Below are 21,423 nucleotides of genomic sequence, written 5' to 3' on the forward strand. Positions count from 1 at the left end.
AATAAAAAAAGCCAGGTCGACCGGAGGGACGCGTGCTTCACTCGATCCAACTGCACAGGGAGCGCTACGCTGGCGCCCTGACCGCGCTGATCGGCCTGGGGGCCGTCGCGGAATCGGCCAGCTACGGCCTCGGCACGATGGCGGCGATCGGGCCGGGGGCCTTCCCGCTGGCCATGGGCGTGATCCTCGTGGCCTGCGGCCTCGGCATCGGGCTGTCGGAGGCTCCGGCCGCCGACGCGCACGACCACGACCGCGTCGACCTCAGCCGACCCGAATGGCGCGGCTGGGCCTGCATCATCGGCGGGATGCTCGCCTTCCTGCTGCTCGCCCGGACCGCCGGCCTGTTCCCGGCAACGTTCGCCTGCGTGTTCCTGTCGGCGATGGGCGACCGCACCTCGACGGTGCGCGGTGCCTCCCTCCTCGCGACCCTGATCGCGGCGTTCGGCTGCGCCCTGTTCTACTACGGCCTGCACATCCAGCTGCCGCCGTTTGCCTGGGGGCAGTCATGATCGGCACGGCGCTCACCGACCTCGCCCACGGCTTTGAGGTCGCCCTCCAGCCGACCAATTTCTTGGCCTGCTTCACCGGGGTCCTGCTCGGCAACATCGTCGGCGTGCTGCCCGGGATGGGCGTGATGGCGGCGATCTCGATCCTGCTGCCGCTCACCTTCGCCATGCCGCCGGTGGCCGCGATCCTGATGCTGTCGGGCATTTTCTACGGGGCGCAGTACGGGGGCGCGATCTGCTCGATCCTGCTCAACCTGCCCTGCCATCCGCCGCACGCGGTGACCTGCCTCGACGGCTATCCCCTGACCAAGCAGGGCAAGGGCGGCACGGCGCTGGGCATCACCATGATGGGCGGCTTCTTCGGCGCCTCGTTCGGCATCGTGATGATGATCTTCTTCGCCCCCCTCCTCGTGCGGGCGGCGCTGAAGTTCGGGCCCGCCGACGTGTGCTCGCTGATGCTGCTCGGGCTGCTCGCCGGCTCGACGCTGGCCCGCGGCTCGGCGCTGAAGGGCATCGCCATGACGACGCTCGGCCTCCTGCTCGGCATCTTCGGCACCGACGTCACGTCGGGCTACGAGCGCTTCACCTTCGGCCTGCCCGAGCTCGCCGACGGGGTCGAGATCGTCGCCCTCGCGCTCGGCCTGTTCGGGATCGCGGAGTTCCTCAAGAGCGTGAACAAGGTCGAGCCGTTGCGCGGCGGCGCGAGCGTGCGCCTGCGCGACATGCGCCCGAGCGGGGCGGACCTGAAGCGCTCCGCCCTGCCGATCCTGCGCGGCACGCTGATCGGCAGCCTGTGCTCGCTCATCCCGGGCACCGGCCCGACCATCGCCTCGTTCGTCGCCTACGCGGCCGAGAAGAAGATCTCGCGCACCCCCGAGCGCTTCGGGCGGGGCGCGATCGAGGGCGTGGCGGCGCCCGAGACCGCGACGCACTCCTCGGTCCAGGGCGATTTCATCCCGACCATGAGCCTCGGCATCCCGGGGGACGCGGTGATGGCGTTGCTGCTCGCCGCCCTGACCATCCAGGGCATCACGCCGGGCCCGCTTCTGATCTCGCAGCACCCAGACATCTTCTGGGGCCTGATCGCGAGCTTCTGGGTCGGAAACATTCTCCTGATGGGGCTCAACGTCCCCCTGATCGGCATCTGGGTGAAGCTGCTGACGATCCCCTACCGCTACCTCTATCCCAGCGCGCTGTTCTTCGTGTGCATCGGCGTCTTCTCGACCAGCAGCAGCCTGTTCCACGTCGGCGAGACGCTGGTGATCGGGATCTTCGGGTACCTGCTGCTGATCCTCGGCTTCCACCCGGCCCCGATCCTGCTCGGCTTCGTGCTCGGGCCGCGCTTCGAGGAGAACTTCCGGCGCGCCATGCTGCTGTCGCAGGGCGACCTGACGGTGTTCGTCGAGCGCCCGATCAGCGCCGCCTTCCTCACCGTCTGCGCCATCCTGATCCTCGGACAGCTCTACCTGCGCTGGCGACGCCGGGGGGCGTTGGTGCCGGACGGCCCCGTCGTGATGGAAGGATAGGCGGGGCCGAGCACGATCCTTTCCGCCGAGACCAAGTTGCCGAACTTCGGCGAGCGGTCGAACCGGGTAGGCATGCTTCTTGGAACGCGCCGCGGGATTCAGGGTGCGCGCGGGGAGCGCCGTTCGCCACAGCGCGGCGAACCTTCGCGATAGGCTCGAATCGTCCGAGGGCGCGGAAGCGGGGCTTTCGCATCCCCTCACACCCACGCGCGAGGAGCTCCGTGGCTGCATCTGACCTTCATCCCGACCTGCTCGTCTTCGACGGCCTCGTCCTCACCTCCGGCGGTCGCCGGGAACTCGAGCTCATGCGGGCCGGTGGGCTGACGGGGGCCAACTTCACCTGCTCGGTGTGGGAGGGGTTCCGCCCGACCATGGAGCGCATCGCGCGCTGGAAGATGTCGCTCGCTGCGAACGCCGACCTCGCGCGCCCGGTGCTCACCGCAGCCGATCTACGCGCCGCCAAGCGGGAGGGCCGGATCGGCGTGGTCCTGGGCTGGCAGAACGCGTCGGCGATCGAGGACCAAATCCCGTTCATCCAGCTATTCCACGACGTCGGCGTGCGCGTCGTGCAGCTGACCTACAACACGCAGAACCTCATCGGCTGCGGCTGCTACGAGGCGCGCGACTCCGGCCTCACAGGCTTCGGCCACGAGGTCGTGGCGGAGTTGAACCGCGTGCGCATGCTGATCGACCTGTCGCATGTCGGGCCCAAGACCTCCGAGGAGGCCATCGCCGCCTCACGCCTGCCGGTCTGCTACTCCCACGTGGCCGCGCGGGCCTTGAAGGATCATCCGCGCAACAAGTCGGACGGCCAGCTCCGCGCCATCGCCGAGAAGGGCGGGTTCGTCGGCGTGACCTTCTTCACCACGTTTCTGGCGCGCGGCATGGACGCGACGCTCGACGACTTCCTCGACGTCGTCGAGCACATCATCGGCGTCGTGGGCGAGGAGGGCGTCGGCTTCGGCACCGACGCCCGGCAGCGCTACGAAGCGTGGTCGATCTACTGGGAGGACTACACCGAGGCCGACCCGCCCTACTGGACGCATGACAAGGGCTACGCCCGCCAGCTCACGACCTTCGCGCCGCAGCGCCGGCCCGCGGCCTTTGTCGATTACGCGAGCTACGGCGCGCTGACCGCCGCCATGGAGGCGCGCGGCTGGCCGGAGTCTCGCATCCGGCGCGTCATGGGCGAGAACTGGGTTCGCTTCCTCGGCGATGTCTGGGGCGCGTAGCCTCGCGGAGCGATCGGAGGGTTCGAGGATGATGGCGTTCGCTGAGTCCTATTTCACGTCAACGCATCGCTGGCCCTGGCGGCGGGTGGTCGCCGCGGCGCTGATTGCGTTGCTCGCCGGCCTGCCCGGTGCGGCGCAGGCTGAGAAGACCGAGATCGCCATCGCCAAGCAGTTCTCGATCGCGTTCCTGCCACTCATCATCATGGAGCGCGACCGCTTGATCGAGAAGCACGCCCGCGAGGCGGGCCTGCCGGAGGTCAAGGTCAACTGGCTCACCTTCAGCGGGCCGGACACGATGATCTCCTCGCTCTTGTCCGGAAGCGCGGACGTGGCGGCGGCCGGCATCCCGGGGGCGCTCATCGTCTGGGCGCGCACGCGCGGCTCGCGCCAGGCGGTGAAGGGCATCGCGGCGATCGGCGCGGTGCCGCTCTATCTCGTGACCCGCGACCCGGCGATCGCCTCCATCCGGGACTTCAAGGACACCGATCGGATCGCCACCCCGGGCGGCAAGGGCACGATCAACGCCGTCCTGCTGCAGATGGCGGTCGCGCAGACCCTGGGCGAGGCGAGCGTCTCCCGGTTCGATCCCCTACTGTTCTCGATGGGCCAGCCGGACGCCACCACGGGCATGCTGGCGGGCGTCGATACCGTGAAGAGCGTCGTCAGCACGCCGCCCTTCCAAGACCAGCTGCTCGCCGCGTCCGGGATGCGCCGACTGTTCAGCTCGTTCGCCGTGATGGGCGGGCCGCACAGCTACGCCAACGTCCTGGCGACGACCCGATTCCATGACGAGAACCCGAAGCTGTTCGGCGCGATCGTGGCGGCCCTGAAGGAGGCGGAGGCGGCGATCGCGGCGGACCCGCGCGGTGCGATCGCGGGCTGGATCGCCGCCACCGGATCCAAGCTGCCGCTCGCGGTCGCCGCGCGCGTCCTGGACGAGCCCGGGACCAACTGGAGCCTCACCCCGCAGAACGTGATGACGTTCGCCGACTTCATGGCGCGCACCGGCATGATCGCGAGTGCGCCCGCGTCGTGGCGCGACCTCTACTTCCCGGAAGCCGTGTCCGATCGGCCCGGCGGCTGAGGGTTCGATACCCGCCGCGAACGAGGCGAGAACGCGCTCGGCCTCCTGAGGCGGCCTCACCCTCCGCTTGAGGTCTCGCCGCGTCATCGCCGCTGGATCCGTCTCAGGGCGAGCGGCCGCACTTGCGCTCAGGACGCGAAGCGGCCGACGGCGTAAGGGGCCGGATCGATCGGGGCCGCGCGCCGTGCCAGAAGCGCGGCGACCAGGCGCCCGCTCGGCGGGCCGGCGGTCATTCCGTAGTGGCCATGGCCGAACGCCAGGTGCAGGCCCGGCTGCTGCGGGACCGGACCGAGCACGGGCAGCGTGTCCGGGAGTGAGGGGCGGAAACCGAGCCACAGCTGCGGCTCCCCGTGAGTGAGGCCGGGAAAGAGCGCACGCGCGTGCTCAGCCAGGATCCGGGCGCGGGTCTCGTCCGGCGGGGCGTCGAGGCCCGCGAACTCGACCGTTCCGGCCGCGCGCAGGCCCCCTTCCATCGGCGTCACCCCGAAACCGCGCGACTTGTAGCTGATCGTGTAGCGCGGCTCGATCGAGGGCGCGGGCAGCATGGCGTGGTAGCCGCGCTCGGTCTCGAGCGGCACGCGCACGCCGAGCGGATCGAGCAGCGCCTTCGACCACGCGCCGCCCGCGACTACGACGTCGGCGGCGACGCGGTTCGCGACGTTGGTCCAGACCGTGAAGCCGCCGCCCTCGCGCGGTATGAGCTTCAGGGCCCGCTCGGCCACGATCGTGCCGCCCTCTCCGCGCAGACGCTCGGCCAGGGCCCCGACGAGCCGGGCGGGGCTGATCGTGTAGCCGTTGCCGGGCACGAGGAGCGCGCGCCGCACGGCGCGGGAGATGCCGGGCACCATCTGCTGCAGGTCGTCGGCCCCGAGTACCTGCGCCTCGATGCCGTGCCGCTCGCGGATCTGCCGCTCGACCCGCGCGCCCGCGCTCTCGCCCTCGCCGTCCCAGACCTGGATCTGACCGGTACGCCGAACGAGCTCGCCGAACGCCTGCGGTCCGATTAGGTCCTGCCAGCAGGCGAACGCGTCCTTGTGCAGGGCGCGCAGCGCGTCCGAGATCGCTAGGACGCGCTCGATCCGCCCCTCCTTGATCCAGCGCATCAGCCAGGGCAGCGCGGTGGGCAAGTAGGAGGGGTGAACGACGAGGGGTCCCTTCTTGTCCCGGAGCCAGCCGGGCACCTGGCGCAGCATGCCGGGCATCGCGATCGGCGAGGCCGTGTCGGCGCTGATCATGCCGGCGTTGCCGTAGGAGGCGCCGCCGCCCGGCGGCAGCGGATCGATCACGGTGACATTCCGGCCGGCGCGCCGGAGGTAGAGCGCGGTCGACAGCCCGACCACGCCCGCGCCGAGGACGATCGCGGTGTTCTCATCGCTCATGCGGCGTCTCCGGCGGCCGAGGACAGGCGGTGGTTCGACCGTGCTTGGTCGGACGGATAGCGTTTGGATCCCGCTCCGGCGATCGCGGACCGCGCGCGTCGCCCGCACGGTGCGGGCGGGATCGTGGGAGCGGGGCGAGAACCGGGCATGGGGTCATGTGGCCCGGCGCCGGCGCAGGAGCGCGTCTGCGGCCAGGATCACGCCCGTGACGCCGATCAGAAACGCGCTGACCGCCGCCACCGTCGGCTCGACCTGCATGTGCAGGCTGTTCCAGATGCGCACCGGCAGGGTCTGCGTGGCCGCGTTGGTGAGGAAGAGTGAGATGATGAGCTCGTCGAAGGAGGTCAGGAACGCGAACAGGGCGGCCGAGGCGAGGCCGGGTGCGGCGAGCGGCACGACGATCGTGCGCAGCGTCCGCGCGCGGCTCGCGCCGAGGCTCAGGGCCGCCTGCTCCAGGCGCAAATCGACGGATTGCAGCGCAGACAACAGGATCAGAAGGACGACCGGGAAGGCGATCACCGCGTGGCACAGGCCGACCCAGACCACGCTCCCGACCAGCCCGAGGCGCGCGGACGCGTAGTACATGGCGATCGCCGTGACGACGGTCGGCGAGACGATCGGCAGGAGTGCGACGGCCAGGATTAGCCGCTTGGCCGGGAACGCGCCGCGCACGAGCGCGTAGGCCGCCAGGAACCCGACCCCGGTGGCGACGACGCAGGCCACGCCGCCGATCGCGAGGCTCGACCACAGCGCGGCACGCCAGGCCGGATCGCCGAGGAAGGCCGCGAACCAGCGCAGCGACAGGGAGGTGGGCGGGAAGCGCAGGAGGGTGCCGCCGCTGAAGCCCAGCACCACCACGATGCCGATCGGCAGGATCAGGAGCAGGCAGGCGCATCCGACGAACAGCGGCAGCGCGGCGCGCACGCTTCAGGCCCCCATCATGCGGCGCAGATCCGTCACCCGGGCATAGATCGCGAAAAGGATCAGGGTTGCGACGAGCAAGACCACCGACATCACGGCCGCGCTCGGCCAGTCGATCAGGATCTCGACCGCCCGCTCGATCAGCATCGCGACGGTGACGTCGCCGGGGCCGCCCATCAGCGCGGGCGTGATGAAGAAGCCGAGCGCCAGGATGAGGACGATGAGCGAGCCCGACACCACACCAGGGACGGACAGCGGGAAATAAACGCGCCGAAACAGGTAGAGCGGGCTAGCTCCAAGCGCGCGCCCAGCCCGCAGTAGGCCGGGATCGATTGCCTTCATGGTCGCGTAGAGCGTGAGCACCATGTAGGGCAGCAGCACGTAGGCCATGCCGACCACGATGCCGAAGGTGTTGTAGAGGAGCGCCAGGGGCGCCCCGACGAGCCCCGACGCGCCCAGGAGTTCGTTGATGAGCCCGCTGCGGCCGAGCACCACGGTCAGCGCGTAGGTCCGCACGATCACGCTGGTGAAGTACGGCACGATCACGCAGAACACGACGAGCGCGGCGCGCCAGCCGCGGCGGTTGGCCAAGTAGAACGCGATCGGGTAGCCGATCACCAAGGTCGCGAGCGTGACGAGGACTGAGACCCAGAGCGTCGTGAGCGCGGCGACCTGCATCGAGCGCGCGGTCAGGACGTCGACGAAGAGCGCCGGCACTTCGGCGGGCGCCGTCTCGACGAACAGGGTCCGCGCCAGGAACCAAGCGAGCGGCCCGAGGAACAAAAGCGCGAGCAGGCCGAGCGCGGGCAGGAGCAGGAGCCACGTTCGGTCCCGCCCCATCACGCTGCGTCCGGCGGCAGGATGACCGTGTCGGCCGGAGACCACGCGAGGGCGACGCGCTCGCCGAGCTCCGGGTGGTGATGGGCGGCCACGTTCGGGGCGTCGGCGGTCACGAGCGCGCCGCTGCCCGTCTCGACGGCGTAGCGCACGACGCTGCCGAGGAAGGACGCGCGCCGCACCGTGCCGCTCAGGCGGTTGACACCGTGGCGCGGCGGATCGGCTAAAGGGTGCAGGGTCAGCTTCTCCGGGCGCACGAACAGCTGACCCTCAGTCCCCGCCGTGCGCGTTGACGGATCGTCCGCGTGCAGGACTGTCCCGTCCCTGAGCTGAAACGCGACGCGGCCTGGGCAGGACGTCACCACTGCGCCCGGTAGGAGGTTCGCCTCGCCCAGGAAGCGGGCGGTGAAGGCGTTGGCCGGACGCTCGTAGACGTCGCGGGGCGCGCCGATCTGCTCGACGCGGCCGCGGCTCATGATCGCAACGCGATCGGACAGATTCATCGCCTCCTCTTGGTCGTGAGTGACGTAGAGGACGGTCATGCCGAGCCGCCGCTGGATCTCCTTGATCTCGACCTGCAGGTCGTAGCGGAGGTTCTTGTCGAGGGCGCCGAGCGGCTCGTCCATGAGCACGACGGGCGGCTGGAACACGATCGCCCGGGCGATGGCCACGCGCTGCTGCTGCCCGCCCGAGAGCTGGCGCGCGTAGCGGTCGGACAGGTGCTTGAGCTGGACGAGGTCAAGGGCGGCTGCGACCCGCTCGCGCACGAGCGCCTTCGGCATCCCACGCGCCCGAAGCGGGAATGCCACGTTCTCGAACACGTCCATGTGCGGGAAGATCGCGTAGTTCTGGAAGACCATCCCGAAGCCCCGCCGCTCCGGGGGCACAGCCGCGAGGTCGACCCCGTCAACCAGGAGGCGCCCGGCGTCGATCGCCGCGAACCCCGCGACCATCATCAGGGTCGTGGTCTTGCCCGAGCCGGAGGGACCGAGCAGCGAGAAGAACTCGCCCGCCTGGATGCGGGTGTCGAAGCGGTCAACAACAGTCTCGGAGCCGTAGATCTTGGTCAGCCCCTGGAGCTCCAGCGCCTTGCCGGCTGGTGCCGAGATGGCGGCTGCCGAGCGCTCGTGCGGGCGGGCGAGGCCGACGGCGCCCGGCACGGTCGCGCCCCGTTCGATCACAGCACCCAATTCGACCAAGCGCGGCTCACTTTGGTTCGATTGGCCGACCACCAGTTGATGTCGTTCTTGAAGCCCTTCGACACGGTCCAGGGCGTGCCGGTCGCGGGATCGAGCAGGAGCTTCGAGGTGTGCGGGTAGACCTTGGTGTTGACCGGGATCGCCTTGTATTCGGCGAGCCAGCGCTTCTGCACGTCCTCGCTGATCGAGTAATCGATGAACTTGAGCGCGGCCTCGGGCGCTTTGGCCCCTTTCGGTATGGCGTAGGACTGCACCAGGACCTGGTTCTGGTTCCACTGGATGCCGAGCGGCGCGCCGCCGTCGATGGAGGCCTGGGCGCGGGTATTCCAAAGCACGCCGAGCACGGCCTCCTTGTCAGCCATCATCTGTGCTGACAGCGCGCCGGTGTCCCAGAACTTGGGCACGCTGGGCTTGATCCGGCCCATGGATTTCAGGGCGCGCTCGATATCGACGGGGTAGACCTTGTCCATCGCCACGCCGTCGGCGAGGAGCGCGATCTCGAGGTTCGGGGCCCCGGACTCGATGCCGGCCAGTGTGCGCGGCCCTGGAAACGCCTGCGTGTCCCAGAATTCGGCCCAGGATTTCGGCTCGGAGCCGGGCTTGAACACGTCCGTGCGGTAGCACAGCACGAACGCGTACACGAACGAGCCGACTTGATAGGGGAGCTTCAGGCTCGGATCGATGTCCTCGAGCTTCGTGTAGCGAAACGCGCCGTAGTCGATCGGGACGAGGGCACCCGCCTCCTCAAGCATGAGGTTGGCGTCGTTGCCGGTGTCGATACAGTCGATCTCGACCTGCCCGGCCTTGTACATGGCGAGCAGCTTGCCCACCGTGCTCGGGACGGGCACGATCTCGATGCCGGTCTCCTTCAGGAAAGGCTCGTAGACCGTCCGGCGCTTGATCTCGTCGAAGGAGCCGCCGGGGGTGCGCACGCGCAGCTGCGTGGCGGCCCGGGCGGGATTCGTGATCACGGCCGGCATGGCGAGCAATGCCGTGCCGCCTATGACGAGGCTGCGCCGCGTCGGTGTCGTAGACAGCTTCGGCACGGCGGGCTCCCATTACCTCGGCGCGGAGTTTAGGCGCAGGAAATACTGCCCGGCTAGTAGAAATCACGGGCAAGTCTGATCGCATTTGCGACGTCCCGCACACGCAGCGGGCTGCCGGGGTGGTCCGCGGTCTAGCCCCGCGCTTGCATACTCACGTCGGAGATCGGAGCGTGGTCTCGCCGGCCGTCGAAGGGAGCGCCCATGATCAAGAGCGAGCCGTACTGGTGGCAGGCGGCACCTCTGGCCGCGTCGGACCCTATGCCCGTGCGCGACAGCTCCGACGTGGTCATCGTCGGTGCGGGCTATACTGGGCTGTCCGCGGCGCTAACGCTGGCTCGGGCCGGCCGCAGCGTTCAGGTCTTCGACCGCCAGAGACCCGGCGAGGGCGCTTCCTCTCGCAATGGCGGCATCACGAGCGGAAATCTGCGCCCGTCCCTCGCCGCGTTGACGAAGCGGTTCGGCGCCGAGCGGGCGGCCGCCCTCGTGGCCGAGTCCAAGGCGGCGCGCGAGGACCTTTATCGGTTCATCGCCGAGGAAGGCATCGACTGCGACTTCAAGCTTGTCGGCCGCTTCGCCGGCGCCTCCCGGGCCGCCGACTACGACCGCCTGGCGCGGGAGGCCGATCACCTGCGCGGCGCGTTCGGCATCGAGGCCCACCCGGTCGCGCGGAGCGAGCAGCGCAGCTACATCGGTACGACGTTCTACCATGGCGGCAACATCCGCATGGACATCGGGGGCTTGCATCCGGCCAAACTGCACGCCGCGATGCTCCGCCTCGTCCAAGACGCGGGCGCCCTCGTGCACGGCGAGACCGCCGTTCTCGGTATCCGCGGCGAGGCCGGGCGCTATGAGGTCCTGACCGCGCGGGGTGCGGTCCGCGCCAGCCACGTGATCGTCGGCACCAACGGCTACACGGACCGGTTCGACCGATGGCTGCGCAGCCGGCTCGTGCCCGTGCGCAGCCGCATTATCGCGACCGTGCCGCTCTCGGCCAACCTCATGGGCGAATTGATGCCGAGCCTTATGATGTATTCAGAGACGCGCAAGCTCCATTACTACTACCGGCCCTCGCCCGACGGGACACGCATCCTCTTCGGCGGCCGCGACGGGACGATCGCCGGCGATGCCGAGTGGCCGACCGCGAGCCTGCGGCGCGCGCTCGGCGACATCTTCCCCCAGCTTGACGGCGTCGCGATCGAGCACAGCTGGTACGGCAACGTCGCTATGAACCGCGACATGATCCCTCGCATCTTCGCGCGAGACGGCCGGCGCTACGCCGCGGGCTACTGCGGATCGGGCGTGGTGTGGGCGCGATGGGCCGGGCGGAAGGCGGCGCATCAGGTTTTGAGCGATCAGGCTGGAGGCTCGGCCCTCGACTTCCGCCCGCCGCGGTGGGTCCCGCTGATCGCTGGCAAGGCGTGGTTCATGCCGGCTGTGTTCGGCTGGCTGCGCTTCCGGGATCGGTCAGCCGCTCGGGGATGAGAGCATCCCGGTGCAAGAGCTGCCGCGTCAGCCCCTCGCGCTGTCCGCTTCTCGGCAACCGGCGTAACCGTTCGAACGGCGGGAATGGGCGCTGAGCGGAATGTCGGCTTTCGGGCAGCAACCCAATGACGGCTCACCACCCCAAGCCGAACTTGCCGGACAGCCGACGAACGTCCGCTATCGAGCAACGCCGATGACGATCCGGGCGACCGGCTTGGGTCGCAAGCAGCCAGCGACGAGCTATTGTGGTTCGCCCATCGCTGGCTCGCAGCCTACGAGGCGATCGGGGACCTGATCGGCTGCCCCGAGCCCCCGCACGTCGCGCAGGTCAGGGTCATCCTGCGAGTTCCCTTGTCACGCGTGCGGGGCTGATTGGCCTCCGGGCTCGGCGGCCTGAAGGCTTTCCAGCAGGTCGATGGCATTCTCGGCGATCACGTCCCACCGGCAACAATTGTCAGGCTGGGCTTCCAGGATGGGCCGGTTTCGCTCGACGCTCGCAGCGATGATGTCAAAGACCCGGTCCGCTCGCGGGTGCTGCGCTAGTCGGGGCGAATAGTACTCCACAATCTCGATGAGCATCGCCAGGACCTTCGCGTCATGACGTGCCTTGCGGGCCGGATCTCTCAAAGCCCGTCGCGACGCCAGCGGGTTCAGCTTGCTCGGGTTGGGGCATGAGATGCCTGTCAATAGCTCCCGGATCGGCCCGGGTGCCTTCTGGTAGGGCTGGCCTAGTCCATCGCTGATGAACACCTCGCCAGTGTTAGGGAGATGAATAGCGTGAACCATTGGGTTGCCGCGCGCGCGGGTCGCGTCGACCATCGCGAGCATCTCGGGAGCGCTCTGCCGCATCTTGGCCACGGTGGCGCTGTCGAGGGTCATCGTCATGGCGTGCCTCCTTCCACAGGGGTCAGAGACGCGCCGCGACGCCGGCGATCACCGGGTGCGCGGAGGGGTCCACGGTTATCGGTGTGCCGGTGGCGGCCTTCGCGGTGAGGGCGGCCGCAAGCTTGTTCCAATCGCAACCCATGTCGATTGGATCGCAGTTCGCCCGGGCCTCGACGACGCCATGCCAGAGGTCGGCGCCCTTGATCTCCACCAGTAGTTCCTCCGTCGAAAGCCACATGCCGGCGCCCGGATGAGACGCTCTCAGGGCGACCAGGACGGCCACGCCAGCATCGAAACTGTCGAGCCGGAGCGCGTAGCGGTGGGCGGGGCGATCGGGCAGGCCGACGTGAATCGCGAAGCTGCCTTCGTCTTCGGCATCTTCAATCGGTGCCAATAGGTCGTGGTGGCCAAATTCAGTGAAAGCCTCCAGCATAAAATAAGTCGCGCGCGGTAGGTCGTTGCGCACTTCCTGTTCTGGGAAGTAAGGACTTGAGTTAAGGACAGTCATAATCGATCCCTAAAATGTATGGATTTAAAATCGAAGGTGATCCGCACCGCAACGGCGCGTGGTCTTGGATACCGGGCCGGGTCAGCTGGTGTCCATTTTAATTTGCGCCGCGGCAGCCTGTTGCACCCCGGCCAGAGCCTAAATAATCTCGTGACCCTGCAAGAAATCTTTGAGGACGGTATCGTGAAACCGATAAAGCCGCTGACGCCAGCGCAGGCGGACAAGCGGCGCACCCGCCAGCAGCGGTTGCAGCAGCGCGTCGCTGACGAGCGCGCCCGGTCAGCCGCCAAGGTTCGCGAACTTCAGTCTGAGATGCCTTGAGCGCCGGGACCGCGACATGAAAATATGGACGCGGTGCGCGGCGGGCTGGCATTACGGTCGGACGCCGCGCCCACAAGCATTTCGAGGGGCGCCGGCCCGATTGCCGGAGACCATGAATTGCCGAAGACACCCGACAAGGGCCGGAGCGCCCGCGAGCACCTACTACGCCGCCAGTTCGACCAGCGTCTCGCCGCCGAGGGACTGTCCGCGCAGGAGAAGCGGGACCGACGAGCCCAGGCCGACATCGCCGCGTCCGAGCGCGCCGAGCGCCGCCGCCAACGTCACCTGTTGCGGCGGCCCGGCTACGCCACCGCCGAGGCCCGGCAGCCGTTCGAGCCCGAGACCCGCATCATCCGAGCCGTCGACCCCTCGGGCGACCCTCAGACCGATCACCGTGCTGGTAAGCCGTCTCGCCGGTTGACCTTCAGCGAGATGCGGGCCGAGGCCACGGCTTTCCCGGATGTGCCAGCAGAGGTGCGCGAGCGCCAGCGGATCGCGCGGAAAGGCATGCGGGGGCGGCGCAGGAGGTAGCGGTTAGGAGACCCGCAGCAGGCGCTGCACCTCCTGTCCGGGACCGGGATCGGGCGGCCGGCGATTGAGCCGCGCCTCCATCCCCTTGTCCGATGTGAAATGAACATGAACCCTTGCCGAGACCACGATCCTGTCGCCGGTGCGCGGGCTCCGGCTGGCGCGGGGCTCGCGGTCGCGGACGCAGAAAGTCCCGAAATCGCGTAGCTCGACCCGGTGGCCGGACGCCAGGGCATCGGCAACGCGATCGAGGATGGCATCAACCACCGCCTCGACATCGCGTGCGTAAAGGTGTGGGTTCTGCTCCGCGATGCGGATGACGAGCTCGGACCGGATCATGAGCGCAGGGTGACGGCGGCATCACACGCTGCCACCGCCCAGATGCAACTTGTTGAGCCGGCCCTGCGTCTCGGCGATCTGCTTATCGAACAGTCGAAGGGCCGAGACAGCCTCCATAAGCTGGCTCTGAAGCTTGCCCTCCATCGTGAGGGCGAGGGCGGTCTTGTAGATGTCGGACATCGACTAGTCCCTCCCGCCGATGTGCCGCTGAATCCGGCGGCCGACGATCTCGATAAGGTGTGGGTCGTTCTGGGCTTTGGCCGCGCCGAGAACCGGGCGGGGCGGCATCCGGGACGTGTCCAGTTCGAACCAGGCCGCCCGCTCGTCGTCGCTGCCGACCTCGGCGCGGGTCGGGTCTTCGACGTGCCGCTAAAAGGTCTCGGCGAACTCGCCCGTCCGGCGCAGCGGATCGTCGAGCGTGAACCTCTTTCGGGTGCGATCGTCGCCGGTCGCCTTGGCGAGGGCCGGCCACACCGGGTCGGACTGATAGTTGCCCAGGATCGCCTTCACCTTCTCCAGCAGGAACGTGGTGGCGTCGTCCAGCGCGGCCTGGTGGGCCTGGGGCAGGCTGTGCGCGACGCCTTCCAAGTAGGTCGCCAAGGCGCCGGCGCTGCTGAAGGTGCGGGACATCAGCGACCGCCCTCCAGACTGGCAATGCCGAGAAGCTGCGAAGTCAGGCGTTCGAGGTCTGCGGTCGCGTGTCGGAAGGCGACTGCGGCCGGGACAGCCCAACGGTCCAGGGCCGCAGCCTGTGCCGGGGTGGCGCCGCCCGCCTCGATCATCTTGACGGCCGTGGCGTTCATCATCGCCGCGAAGCGCGCATAGGCATCGCCTAAGACAGCCGTCTGCGCCATCGCCGCGTCGAGGGGGGGGGCGGCGGCGGATGCTGCTTCTTGCCAACGGCCGCGGGCACGGCGCTCGGCGCGGTTTATGGCTATGCCCCCGTGCCCTTTTGAGTGTTCATCTTGGGCTGAGGCCGATCACCGGTATCGGCCAGCACCTAGCTCGCGACGCGCCAAGTCGGAGACGGTTAGGCCCTGAGCTTCGGTCGCGCCGACGATGGCCGCCCGCAGGGGGCGGTCCAAACGAACATATAGGTAGCTCGGAAACTTCACGCGACCGGTCATGGCTTCTGCCTTTGCTACGGTCAGACCTTAGATCGTCTTCGCAATTGTGTTGTGCTAATCTGGAACACATCGGGATTGGGCAACGTGTTCGCTGATTATCTATGAGGTTAGCTTGTAATCCTGAGTGATAACCTGGCCCTGCACGAGGCTCATGCCTCATGCTCAACTTGCTCCTCAGTCTTGCGGCGCGCCTGGTCCTCGGCTTCACGGCGGACATAAGTGCCGTCCGCCTTCTTCCGGAGTATATTCGCCATGTATTTTTGAAGCAGGCCCCAAAGGGACACGCGGTAGTTAATCAGGCTCCAGTTCGCGAACAGATTGTCCACGGCATTATGCATGTACGAAGCCGCCCCCTTCATATTATTCGGATTATCAAACCATAATTCATCTGCTGTATTCATTTTCATTAAGCGGTAATATTCAGTGAAGCTTTGACCCATGTGGAATGCGACAGCGAGAGACCACGGATGGCCGAGATCTTCCTGCAATTCCTCCAAGGTCGAATGGATGGCCTGAACCGCGTAGGCATCCTGAGCTTCATCAATAGCCTGACGCGCCGCGGCCGCAGCAGACTTAGCGGTGTCGTCGGTCACGAACGAGATCGCAAGCCGATACTCCATCTCCTCGCTGATCGTGCGCTCCGAAGCCTCAGCGGCCTTCTTAAGCTGGTCATAGAGGCTGCCGCGGACGCGCAGCGAGAGCGTAGGGCGCCGACCCTCTCCCGGATACTTAGCGGGACGACCGCCCTTGTTCCGCTTCGGCTCGTCGTCGGTCATTGCGTGCCCGTCAGTGCCGCTTGATGTTTTGTCGTGGTACGGCAGCAGAAACCGTTTGACAAGCGCGGGGGCGCGACTCCATAGGGTTATGTCGTCATATGGCGACAGAAATGGGGACCCGCGTATGGACCGCGATCTGCTGGAAGTTTTGACGAAGCCGACCGTCGATCCGGTCCTGGCGGGGCGCGTTCTTGGCGTCGGCCGTAGTGCCTCCTATCGAGCAGTTAAGGACGGATCCCTGCCGTCGTTCATGGTCGGGGCGCAGTACCGTATTCCGACTGAGCACCTTCTCAAGCAGCTCGGCCTCGACAGCCCTGAGGCCCGCGCCGCGGCTCTGCGTCGTATTCAAGGTTAGCGCCGGGCCGATGGCATGAGCAGTCCCGCGCAGGCTGCCTATTTCCGCCATTCGCGGGCCGCTCATTTCCGCGTCGATGCGGCCGGCGCACTCAAGCAGGAAGCAGACATGAAGAAGCCCGCAGGCGCGGGCGCTCACGGGCTCTTCAACGGTGTCGTTTTCGCAGCCGACGCCAATGGATATGCCTCAGCGGCCCACGCGCTTCAAGTCCGACATCTCGCCGCCCGCTCCGGATTGAGCCGCGCTGTCGCGGCTCTCAAGGCCGAGCACTGCCATGGTGTGCCCGAGTCATGGAGGACCGCGCGATGAGCGCGGCTGTCTACCACTACACCGACACGGTGCGTCTGCCGTGGATCCTGCAGGCGGCTGAACTGCAGCCTGGGCGGAACGTTCTCAAGTCACGGCCTGCTCCTGATCTGCTCTGGGCCACGGCCATGCCGATCCCGGACAAGACGGCGGCCGGCTACAGCAACGAATCGTTGACGGCGTTGCGTCGGGGCGACACGCGCACCGTCCGGTTCACGCTCCGGGCCGACGATTTCGCCGTCTGGCCTCAGGTGGTCGCGGGTTGTCCTGCCTGGACGCCGGCCATGATCGAAGCGTTGGAAAAGTCGGCCGGTTTTCGAAGCACGCCCCGGGCTTGGCGCGGTCGGATCTATCCGCTTCCCCGAAGCGCATGGTTGTCCGTCGAGACGCGTAGCATCGCGGATCCGACTTGGGTGCCGCTCGACCCCGACGCCGAACTGATCGATCTCAGCATCGAGGGCGGCCCCGCACTCGGCGTGCAGATCGGCGACTATGCCTACATGTCGGGCAAGGTCCCGATGCCATCCGGGGTGGCTGCGTATTCCCCGTTCGTCTTGTCCCGGCGGGCTGCCGCATGAGCGCCCCTGTCCTCAACCCGACTCATAAGGCATGCATCGGCCCGTTCGGCATCTACGCCTGGAAGCGGGCCTACACACCCCGTCAGGATTCTGAGAACCGCGCCCGCGTGCGGTTCTGCCAGGATCGGGCGTGGCGCTTGAACGAGTGGGAACGGGGCTTCCTCAACAACGTCGCCCGCCTGCACGGCAACCTCACGATCCGCCAGGGCGACCGCCTCGCCGTCCTCACCGATCGCCTCGAAATGGAGGGCCGGAGCGCGTGCTGAACTTGCATCGTGCGGCCTCTTGCCTGCCGGGCGGCCGCGTCATCAGTGGCGGCGTCTCGTTCCGCGCCCCGGGGCACCGCGCTGGCGACATGTCGGCTCGGATCCTGCCCGCGGCCGACAAGCGCAACGGCTACAGCGTCACGTCGTTCGCGGGCGACGACCCGCTCTACCTGCGCGACTTCATCGACGCGCAGTGCGGCCTCCCCCGGTGGGAGGAGCGCGAGCGCCAGCAGCCGCTGTATCCGCGCGAGCTTGCCCATCAGGAACGTGTTCGGGAACAGCAGCGCGTCGCCCGCGAGACCGAAGCTCGGATCAAGGCCGAGCGCGTCGTGCGGATCTGGCGCGAGGCGCAAGTCGATCCGCGCGGAAGCCTCGTCGAGACGTACCTGAACAAGCACCGCGGCCTCGAGCTGCCGCGCGGCGTCTGCGGACACGCGATCCGATTTCACCCCGCCGGGCCGTGGGAAGGTCAGCGTGTCCCGATGATGCTCTGCGCCTATCGGGACATCCGCACCGATGACGTCGTCGGCCTGCATCGAACCCGCCTTGATCCCGGCGCTGCGTACAAGGTCGGCCGAAAGATGCTCGGTCGCGCCGGCGGAGCCGCGATCAAGCTCACCCCCGACGCTGAGGTGACGATGGGTCTCGCCCTGGCTGAGGGCATTGAATCCGCGCTGGCCGGCATGGCGCTCGGCCTCGTGCCGATGTGGGCTACGGGCAGCGTCGGCGGAATCGCGGCCTTCCCCATCCTCTCAGGCATCGCATCCCTGACGATCTGCGCTGAGACCGGGGCCGCGAGCGAGAACGCCGTCGAGGAAGTCGGAATCCGCTGGAGTGAGGCCGGGCACGAGGTGCGGATCTGCCGTCCTCGTCACGGCTGCGATCTGAACGATGCGATCCGGGGGGCGAACCGGTGATGGACGCGCCGAAGCAACCCGACCTCGACGCCTCGGCGACGGTCCATCCGTTCCGGCGCGCACAGCGCGAGACCGAACCCGACGAAGGGCGGTTTGCTCCGATCGAGGGGCAACCGGCGTCATCAACGTCTAAGATCCCCGAGATCCGTTGGCATGGCGATGGGGATCCTCACGCTGATCGCGGGTGGCTTGTCCGCGACCTGGTGCCCGAGAGCGGCAAGGGCCTGATTTCCGGACAATGGGGGGCGGGCAAGACCTTCGGTGCGCTCGACCTGTCGGCTTCGGTGATGACGCTGACCAAGTTCGCCAACCGCCGCACGGAGCGTCAGGGCGGCGTCCTCTTTATCGCGCCGGAGGGCGCCTTCGAGATCCCGATCCGCCTGCGCGGCCTGATCGAAGGCAAGCTCACTCAGATGGAGGCGCTGTCGGGCCAGCCGATGTCGCTCGACCGCCTGCCCTTCGCCTGGATTGAGGAATGCCCTCGACTCGTCGAGCGGAGTGCCCTCGCGACGCTGCTGACCGTCGGGAACGAAGTCCGAGACCGTCTGCGCCAGGAATTCGACCTGCCGCTCGTCCTCGTCATCATCGACACGATCGCTGCCGGAGCCGGATTCGACGATGAGAACAGCGCCGCCGAGACCCAGAAGGTGATGGATGCGATGCAGGCGCTTAGTCGAGGGACTGGCGCCTTCGTGATGGGCGTCGATCACTTCGGGAAGTCGAGCGAGACCGGCACTCGGGGGAGCTCGGCCAAAGAGGGCGCCGCCGACACGGTGTTGGCCTTTCTCGCCAACCGCGACGAGGCCGGAAACGTCAGCAACACGCGCATGGCTCTCCGGAAGCTCCGCGGCGGCCGAGTCGGGATGGAGACGCCCTACACCCTCGACGTGGTGCAGATCGGCGAGTCCTACAATCACGAGCCGGTCACGACGTGCGTCGTGAACTGGCAGGATCGCGAGCGCGGAAACGCATCGCCGCCAGCTCGCAACCCTTGGCCGAAGAAGCTGCACCTCTTCCGCAAGGCGCTCGAGGCGACCGTCGCCAGCCAGGGTAAGCGAATCCGGCCCTTCGGGAACGAGGGTGCCGAGCAGGTTGCCGCGGAGGCCGCGATGGTCCGCGCCGAATTTGTCGCTCGCTACCCTGCGGCCGCATCCGACACCGAGGCCAAGAGGTCCGACGCCAAGCGGAAGGCTTTCGATCGAGCGGTGCTGACGGCCACCGAGAGTGGGCTGATCGGGTGCTGCGAGATGAGCGGATTCGACCACTACTGGGTCATCGCCAATGTCCCGTGATGCGGTTCGTGGCCCGGATGGACAGACAGGACACTCTCTAGTGTTCGTGTCCTGTCCGTCCAAAATGTCCAGTTCACTCGGACGGGTCGGACATTCCAGATTTTGTCCGCTTTGTCCGTTTTGTCCGGGAGGGGGATGCCCGATGATCCCCACCACCGATCGCTGGGGGCCCTTCCGGAGCAATCTGGACGAGGCCGGGCGCCGCGCCTGCCTTCGCGGTCTCCGGTCGACCGCTCGACTGCTGGCTGGTCCGCGCGCGGTTGAACTCTGTCGCCTCCTCGCCCGATTCGAGACCGACCCGGCATCCCTGAAGCCTGCGAGCTGCACGTCGAACGCTGTAGCCGCCAACGATCGCCGCAAGATCTGGGCCGCCTACGCCGCGCTCGCCCGGTCCGATTTCAAGCTCGCCGCGGGAGGCCGATAGCGCCATGCCTCGCGAGCGCCACCCCGCCGACGTGCTGCCGGGCTCGCTGCCGCCCCGCGGACTGTCGCGCACCGAATCAGCCGCCTACCTCGGTGTCTCGGCCTCGTTGTTCGACGTCATGGTCAGGATGGTCGCATGCCGCCGCCGAAGCGGATCAACGCCCGCATTGTCTGGGATCGGATCCGGCTTGACGCCGCGTTCTTCGCGTTGCCCGATGATGGCGACGACGAGACCGCTCCGAAGTCACCGGACGCCTGGGGGGATCTCGCCGTATGAGGATCGAGGTCGACATGCCGGGGCGGCTCCCTCGCTACTGCGTCGAGGACGTGGACCGGCACGGGAACGTGCGGGTCTACCTGCGCCGCAAGGGCTGGCCCAAGGTCCGGATCCAGGGGGTGCCGTGGACCCAACCGTTCATGGAAGCGTACCGGGCCGCGCTCGACGGCACGCCCGAGGAGAAGCCCCGCGATCGGCACGCCACGCAGGCCGACAGCTGGAAATGGCTTTGCCAGCAGTACATCGCCTCGACCAAGTTCAAGGGCCTCGACCCCGTGACCCAGCGCCGGCGCCGCGCGCTCCTTGAGGCCACGTATGAGGAACCGACGAAGCCCGGGGCCAATACCGTGTTCGCCGACTTCCCCCTAGCGCGCCTGACTCCGGCCGCGATTCGGATCTTGCGCGACCGCAAGGTCGCTGTGCCGGACGGAGCCAACAACACGATCAAGGCGATCCGGGCGGTGTTCAAATGGGCAATCCATCCCGAGGTGGCCCTGGCACAGCACAACCCCGCTCGGGAAGTCACCTACTTCACCAGGGCTTCGGAGGGCTTCCATACCTGGAGCGTCGAGGAGGTGCAGGGCTTCATCGTCCGTCATCCGCCGGGCAGCCGCGCCTACCTCGCCCTTTGCCTGTTGCTGTTCGCCGGCGGTCGCCGATCGGACGCGGTGCTGTTCGGCCGCCAGCACCTGCAGGGGGCCTGGCTCCGCTACACGCAACACAAGGGTCGGAATTCCAAGCCGATGACGCTGGAAGTCCCGGTGCTGCCGGTCCTGCGTGCCGCGATCGAGGCATGCCCGAATCAGACCCTGACGTTCCTCATCACCGAGCGCGGCCAGCCTTTCACGTCGAACGGATTCGGTAACTGGTTCAAGGATCGGTGCCGGGAGGCCGCCCTGTCCCACTGTTCGGCCCATGGCCTTCGGAAGGCCGGCGCGACCCTCGCGGCCGAGAACGGCGCGACTGAGCGGCAGCTGATGGCGATGTTCGGCTGGAGAACGTCCAAGATGGCCGAGCACTACACCCGCCGGGCCGAGCAGAAACGGCTCGCTGGGGGCGCCATGCATCTGATCGATCTGGATCGCCTCGGCTCAGGTAGTGTCCCACTTTTCGAGGCTCAGAGAGCCGGTGGGACTTCGAGCGGAAAAACCGCAATGAAATCAGCGTCGATTTCAGCGATTGGTGCCCAGGAAAGGACTCGAACCTTCACCTCTCGCGAGACTGGTACCTGAAACCAGCGCGTCTACCAATTCCGCCACCTGGGCATACCGCCGGCTATCGGCCGGCGACGGCTCCGTTTAGGCAACCGAGCC

26 protein-coding genes, 1 tRNA gene and 2 pseudogenes are annotated in these 21,423 nt (G+C 67.8%); 16 read left to right on the forward strand and 13 right to left on the reverse strand.

The window, feature by feature from the left end:
- Window positions 1–32: 32 nt before the first annotated feature.
- The 4 genes from OXS27_RS24805 (at window position 33) to OXS27_RS24820 (ending at window position 4,348) form a co-directional block, all read left to right on the forward strand.
- Window positions 33–509 carry a tripartite tricarboxylate transporter TctB family protein gene (locus OXS27_RS24805; protein ID WP_267359474.1) on the forward strand — a complete coding sequence of 159 codons (477 nt, stop codon included), beginning with the start codon at window positions 33–35 and terminating at the stop codon, window positions 507–509.
- The gene (locus tag OXS27_RS24810; protein ID WP_267359476.1) at window positions 506–2,032 is read left to right on the forward strand and encodes a tripartite tricarboxylate transporter permease; all 1,527 of its coding nucleotides are present in this window, start codon (window positions 506–508) and stop codon (window positions 2,030–2,032) included. The genes OXS27_RS24805 and OXS27_RS24810 overlap by 4 nt, the downstream gene beginning before the upstream one ends.
- A 221-nt stretch (window positions 2,033–2,253) precedes the next feature.
- Complete coding sequence (locus OXS27_RS24815) at window positions 2,254–3,264, forward strand: dipeptidase (RefSeq protein ID WP_267359478.1); 1,011 nt, start codon at window positions 2,254–2,256, stop codon at window positions 3,262–3,264.
- Between the two features lie 28 nt (window positions 3,265–3,292).
- Window positions 3,293–4,348: an ABC transporter substrate-binding protein gene (locus OXS27_RS24820; protein WP_267359480.1), complete on the forward strand. Its 1,056-nt coding sequence runs from the start codon at window positions 3,293–3,295 to the stop codon at window positions 4,346–4,348.
- Window positions 4,349–4,476: 128 nt separating this feature from the next.
- Here the strand turns inward: OXS27_RS24820 and OXS27_RS24825 are convergent, their stop codons facing one another.
- From OXS27_RS24825 to OXS27_RS24845, 5 genes are all read right to left on the reverse strand, one after another.
- Window positions 4,477–5,727: an FAD-dependent oxidoreductase gene (locus OXS27_RS24825; RefSeq protein WP_267359482.1), complete on the reverse strand. Its 1,251-nt coding sequence runs from the start codon at window positions 5,725–5,727 to the stop codon at window positions 4,477–4,479.
- 153 nt (window positions 5,728–5,880) lie between these two features.
- On the reverse strand, window positions 5,881–6,651 hold the full coding sequence (locus tag OXS27_RS24830) for an ABC transporter permease (RefSeq protein ID WP_267359484.1): 771 nt from the start codon (window positions 6,649–6,651) through the stop codon (window positions 5,881–5,883).
- Window positions 6,652–6,654: 3 nt separating this feature from the next.
- Window positions 6,655–7,488: an ABC transporter permease gene (locus OXS27_RS24835; RefSeq protein ID WP_267359486.1), complete on the reverse strand. Its 834-nt coding sequence runs from the start codon at window positions 7,486–7,488 to the stop codon at window positions 6,655–6,657.
- On the reverse strand, window positions 7,488–8,666 hold the full coding sequence (locus OXS27_RS24840; RefSeq protein WP_267359488.1) for an ABC transporter ATP-binding protein: 1,179 nt from the start codon (window positions 8,664–8,666) through the stop codon (window positions 7,488–7,490). Before OXS27_RS24840 ends, OXS27_RS24835 begins: the two co-directional genes overlap by 1 nt.
- A complete protein-coding gene (locus tag OXS27_RS24845; protein ID WP_243999598.1) occupies window positions 8,663–9,730 on the reverse strand; it encodes an ABC transporter substrate-binding protein in 1,068 nt (355 codons plus the stop codon). Before OXS27_RS24845 ends, OXS27_RS24840 begins: the two co-directional genes overlap by 4 nt.
- A gap of 201 nt (window positions 9,731–9,931) precedes the next feature.
- On the opposite strand from OXS27_RS24845, the gene OXS27_RS24850 reads away from it, so the two are divergent.
- Window positions 9,932–11,212: an FAD-binding oxidoreductase gene (locus OXS27_RS24850; protein ID WP_267359491.1), complete on the forward strand. Its 1,281-nt coding sequence runs from the start codon at window positions 9,932–9,934 to the stop codon at window positions 11,210–11,212.
- 354 nt (window positions 11,213–11,566) lie between these two features.
- Here OXS27_RS24850 and OXS27_RS24855 read toward each other — a convergent pair whose 3' ends face one another.
- Together OXS27_RS24855 and OXS27_RS24860 are read right to left on the reverse strand one after the other, a co-directional pair.
- On the reverse strand, window positions 11,567–12,097 hold the full coding sequence (locus OXS27_RS24855) for a hypothetical protein (RefSeq protein ID WP_267359493.1): 531 nt from the start codon (window positions 12,095–12,097) through the stop codon (window positions 11,567–11,569).
- Window positions 12,098–12,119: 22 nt separating this feature from the next.
- The gene (locus OXS27_RS24860) at window positions 12,120–12,605 is read right to left on the reverse strand and encodes a hypothetical protein (protein ID WP_267359495.1); all 486 of its coding nucleotides are present in this window, start codon (window positions 12,603–12,605) and stop codon (window positions 12,120–12,122) included.
- A gap of 36 nt (window positions 12,606–12,641) precedes the next feature.
- On the opposite strand from OXS27_RS24860, the gene OXS27_RS24865 reads away from it, so the two are divergent.
- Both OXS27_RS24865 and OXS27_RS24870 read left to right on the forward strand, forming a co-directional pair.
- Complete coding sequence (locus OXS27_RS24865) at window positions 12,642–12,926, forward strand: hypothetical protein (RefSeq protein WP_267359497.1); 285 nt, start codon at window positions 12,642–12,644, stop codon at window positions 12,924–12,926.
- A 117-nt stretch (window positions 12,927–13,043) separates the two neighbouring features.
- Window positions 13,044–13,457, forward strand: coding sequence for a hypothetical protein (locus OXS27_RS24870; protein ID WP_267359498.1), 414 nt, complete (start codon window positions 13,044–13,046; stop codon window positions 13,455–13,457).
- A 3-nt stretch (window positions 13,458–13,460) separates the two neighbouring features.
- On the opposite strand, the gene OXS27_RS24875 is transcribed toward OXS27_RS24870, so the two are convergent.
- From OXS27_RS24875 to OXS27_RS24895, 5 genes are all read right to left on the reverse strand, one after another.
- Window positions 13,461–13,793: an HU family DNA-binding protein gene (locus OXS27_RS24875; RefSeq protein ID WP_267359499.1), complete on the reverse strand. Its 333-nt coding sequence runs from the start codon at window positions 13,791–13,793 to the stop codon at window positions 13,461–13,463.
- Window positions 13,794–13,814: 21 nt separating this feature from the next.
- The gene (locus OXS27_RS24880; RefSeq protein ID WP_267359501.1) at window positions 13,815–13,973 is read right to left on the reverse strand and encodes a hypothetical protein; all 159 of its coding nucleotides are present in this window, start codon (window positions 13,971–13,973) and stop codon (window positions 13,815–13,817) included.
- A gap of 189 nt (window positions 13,974–14,162) precedes the next feature.
- Window positions 14,163–14,423 (reverse strand): hypothetical protein, encoded by a 261-nt coding sequence (locus tag OXS27_RS24885; RefSeq protein WP_267359503.1) that lies wholly within the window; start codon window positions 14,421–14,423, stop codon window positions 14,163–14,165.
- Window positions 14,423–14,647 (reverse strand): hypothetical protein, encoded by a 225-nt coding sequence (locus OXS27_RS24890; RefSeq protein ID WP_267359505.1) that lies wholly within the window; start codon window positions 14,645–14,647, stop codon window positions 14,423–14,425. The genes OXS27_RS24885 and OXS27_RS24890 overlap by 1 nt, the downstream gene beginning before the upstream one ends.
- A gap of 422 nt (window positions 14,648–15,069) precedes the next feature.
- Window positions 15,070–15,696: a hypothetical protein gene (locus tag OXS27_RS24895; protein WP_267359507.1), complete on the reverse strand. Its 627-nt coding sequence runs from the start codon at window positions 15,694–15,696 to the stop codon at window positions 15,070–15,072.
- Window positions 15,697–15,820: 124 nt separating this feature from the next.
- Here OXS27_RS24895 and OXS27_RS24900 point away from each other — a divergent pair, with 124 nt between their 5' ends.
- The 9 genes and pseudogenes from OXS27_RS24900 to OXS27_RS24940 all read left to right on the forward strand — a co-directional run.
- The gene (locus OXS27_RS24900; RefSeq protein ID WP_267359509.1) at window positions 15,821–16,051 is read left to right on the forward strand and encodes an excisionase family DNA-binding protein; all 231 of its coding nucleotides are present in this window, start codon (window positions 15,821–15,823) and stop codon (window positions 16,049–16,051) included.
- A gap of 15 nt (window positions 16,052–16,066) precedes the next feature.
- Complete coding sequence (locus tag OXS27_RS24905) at window positions 16,067–16,360, forward strand: hypothetical protein (protein ID WP_267359511.1); 294 nt, start codon at window positions 16,067–16,069, stop codon at window positions 16,358–16,360.
- Window positions 16,342–16,935: a hypothetical protein gene (locus OXS27_RS24910; protein WP_267359513.1), complete on the forward strand. Its 594-nt coding sequence runs from the start codon at window positions 16,342–16,344 to the stop codon at window positions 16,933–16,935. The genes OXS27_RS24905 and OXS27_RS24910 overlap by 19 nt, the downstream gene beginning before the upstream one ends.
- Window positions 16,932–17,201: a hypothetical protein gene (locus OXS27_RS24915; RefSeq protein WP_267359515.1), complete on the forward strand. Its 270-nt coding sequence runs from the start codon at window positions 16,932–16,934 to the stop codon at window positions 17,199–17,201. Before OXS27_RS24910 ends, OXS27_RS24915 begins: the two co-directional genes overlap by 4 nt.
- Window positions 17,195–18,118, forward strand: a complete 924-nt coding sequence (locus tag OXS27_RS24920; RefSeq protein WP_267359517.1) for a toprim domain-containing protein — start codon at window positions 17,195–17,197, stop codon at window positions 18,116–18,118. Before OXS27_RS24915 ends, OXS27_RS24920 begins: the two co-directional genes overlap by 7 nt.
- On the forward strand, window positions 18,118–19,410 hold the full coding sequence (locus OXS27_RS24925) for an AAA family ATPase (RefSeq protein WP_267359519.1): 1,293 nt from the start codon (window positions 18,118–18,120) through the stop codon (window positions 19,408–19,410). The genes OXS27_RS24920 and OXS27_RS24925 overlap by 1 nt, the downstream gene beginning before the upstream one ends.
- A gap of 142 nt (window positions 19,411–19,552) precedes the next feature.
- A complete protein-coding gene (locus tag OXS27_RS24930) occupies window positions 19,553–19,834 on the forward strand; it encodes a hypothetical protein (RefSeq protein ID WP_267359521.1) in 282 nt (93 codons plus the stop codon).
- Between the two features lie 4 nt (window positions 19,835–19,838).
- Window positions 19,839–20,110 (forward strand): annotated as a pseudogene (locus OXS27_RS24935) (hypothetical protein).
- 140 nt (window positions 20,111–20,250) lie between these two features.
- Window positions 20,251–21,090 (forward strand): annotated as a pseudogene (locus tag OXS27_RS24940) (tyrosine-type recombinase/integrase); the annotation flags it as partial.
- A 200-nt stretch (window positions 21,091–21,290) separates the two neighbouring features.
- Here OXS27_RS24940 and OXS27_RS24945 read toward each other — a convergent pair.
- Window positions 21,291–21,375: transfer RNA gene (locus tag OXS27_RS24945), tRNA-Leu, on the reverse strand.
- Between the last annotated feature and the right edge of the window lie 48 nt (window positions 21,376–21,423).

This window comes from Methylobacterium sp. GC_Met_3 (assembly GCF_026540775.1).
Taxonomy (GTDB): domain Bacteria; phylum Pseudomonadota; class Alphaproteobacteria; order Rhizobiales; family Beijerinckiaceae; genus Methylobacterium.

Excerpts from the sequence above, each read along its gene's own strand:
- OXS27_RS24810 (WP_267359476.1), top strand. The coding sequence starts at position 506 with ATGATCGGCACGGCGCTCACCGACCTCGCCCACGGCTTTGAGGTCGCC.
- OXS27_RS24820 (WP_267359480.1), top strand. The coding sequence starts at position 3,293 with ATGATGGCGTTCGCTGAGTCCTATTTCACGTCAACGCATCGCTGGCCC.
- OXS27_RS24825 (WP_267359482.1), bottom strand. The coding sequence starts at position 5,727 with ATGAGCGATGAGAACACCGCGATCGTCCTCGGCGCGGGCGTGGTCGGG.
- OXS27_RS24835 (WP_267359486.1), bottom strand. The coding sequence starts at position 7,488 with ATGGGGCGGGACCGAACGTGGCTCCTGCTCCTGCCCGCGCTCGGCCTG.
- OXS27_RS24850 (WP_267359491.1), top strand. The coding sequence starts at position 9,932 with ATGATCAAGAGCGAGCCGTACTGGTGGCAGGCGGCACCTCTGGCCGCG.
- OXS27_RS24855 (WP_267359493.1), bottom strand. The coding sequence starts at position 12,097 with ATGACGATGACCCTCGACAGCGCCACCGTGGCCAAGATGCGGCAGAGC.
- OXS27_RS24860 (WP_267359495.1), bottom strand. The coding sequence starts at position 12,605 with ATGACTGTCCTTAACTCAAGTCCTTACTTCCCAGAACAGGAAGTGCGC.
- OXS27_RS24875 (WP_267359499.1), bottom strand. The coding sequence starts at position 13,793 with ATGATCCGGTCCGAGCTCGTCATCCGCATCGCGGAGCAGAACCCACAC.
- OXS27_RS24880 (WP_267359501.1), bottom strand. The coding sequence starts at position 13,973 with ATGTCCGACATCTACAAGACCGCCCTCGCCCTCACGATGGAGGGCAAG.
- OXS27_RS24885 (WP_267359503.1), bottom strand. The coding sequence starts at position 14,423 with ATGTCCCGCACCTTCAGCAGCGCCGGCGCCTTGGCGACCTACTTGGAA.
- OXS27_RS24890 (WP_267359505.1), bottom strand. The coding sequence starts at position 14,647 with ATGGCGCAGACGGCTGTCTTAGGCGATGCCTATGCGCGCTTCGCGGCG.
- OXS27_RS24895 (WP_267359507.1), bottom strand. The coding sequence starts at position 15,696 with ATGACCGACGACGAGCCGAAGCGGAACAAGGGCGGTCGTCCCGCTAAG.
- OXS27_RS24900 (WP_267359509.1), top strand. The coding sequence starts at position 15,821 with ATGGACCGCGATCTGCTGGAAGTTTTGACGAAGCCGACCGTCGATCCG.
- OXS27_RS24905 (WP_267359511.1), top strand. The coding sequence starts at position 16,067 with ATGAGCAGTCCCGCGCAGGCTGCCTATTTCCGCCATTCGCGGGCCGCT.
- OXS27_RS24910 (WP_267359513.1), top strand. The coding sequence starts at position 16,342 with ATGGAGGACCGCGCGATGAGCGCGGCTGTCTACCACTACACCGACACG.
- OXS27_RS24915 (WP_267359515.1), top strand. The coding sequence starts at position 16,932 with ATGAGCGCCCCTGTCCTCAACCCGACTCATAAGGCATGCATCGGCCCG.
- OXS27_RS24925 (WP_267359519.1), top strand. The coding sequence starts at position 18,118 with ATGGACGCGCCGAAGCAACCCGACCTCGACGCCTCGGCGACGGTCCAT.
- OXS27_RS24930 (WP_267359521.1), top strand. The coding sequence starts at position 19,553 with ATGATCCCCACCACCGATCGCTGGGGGCCCTTCCGGAGCAATCTGGAC.